The sequence below is a fragment of the Streptomyces shenzhenensis genome (assembly GCF_021462265.1).
GTDB lineage: Bacteria > Actinomycetota > Actinomycetes > Streptomycetales > Streptomycetaceae > Streptomyces > Streptomyces shenzhenensis.
The window spans coordinates 1-815 of record NZ_JAJONF010000179.1 but is presented as its reverse complement, the minus strand read 5'-3'; the positions used below and the strand labels follow the sequence as shown (position 1 = coordinate 815).

The 815-nt window shown below is 74.0% G+C and carries 1 protein-coding gene; it reads right to left on the bottom strand.

Going from position 1 to position 815, the window contains the following annotated elements:
• The coding region (locus LQ326_RS47335) for a sensor histidine kinase (protein WP_234545400.1) at window positions 1-815 on the bottom strand (815 nt) is incomplete at both ends.

Below are 815 nucleotides of genomic sequence, written 5' to 3'. Positions count from 1 at the left end.
TGTCGAGGTCGCCCATGGTCCGGTAGGTCACGGGCAGCCCCGCCGCGCGCACGCGCGCCAGCAACGGGTCCAGGTCGCGGATGCCGGGCTGCGGGGCGAGCGGCCGCACCTCCTCTTCGTGTCCCGGCTCCTCGCGCAGCACGCCCAGGACGCGCCGGAGTTCGCTCATGGCCTGGCGGCCGGTGTCGGCGAGGATGCGCAGGGGCTCGGCGGACGTCTCGCCGCGGTGGGTGGCGAGGGCGGCGGCGCCGTCGGCGACGCTGACCATGACGGAGAGGTTGTGGCCGACGATGTCGTGCATCTCACGGGCGATGCGGGCGCGTTCGGCGGCGATGGTGAGCCGGACGCGCTGGTCGCGCTCGGTCTCCAGACGGGTGGCCCGGTCCTCCAGTGCCGCCAGGTAGAGGCGGCGGATCCGCAGCGTCAGGCCGATGGCGATGGCCGCGGTCGCCGTGCCCAGCAGGAAGAAGAGGGCGAGGAAGGGGTGCTCGATGGGGGCCAGCAGGCAGACCGCCAGGGTCATCTCGGCCGTGGTGACGGCGGCGGCCCAGCCGAGCGTGCGCAGTGAGCCGTGCAGGGCCAGGCTGTAGAGGGCGATGAGCATGGCCATGCCGGTCTGCTGCCACACCCCCAGCGACCACTGGGCCAGCAACGCCGCGGCGATCACCCAGTACGTGACGGCCGGGGTCCTGCGGCGCCACCACAGCGGTGCGGCGAGTGCGACGGCGAAGGCGACCAGTACCGGGACCGGCAACTGGTCGCGGGCTGTCGCTTCCCCGAAGGGGCCGTGGCGGGTGTGGGAGAGCAGGTCGGGG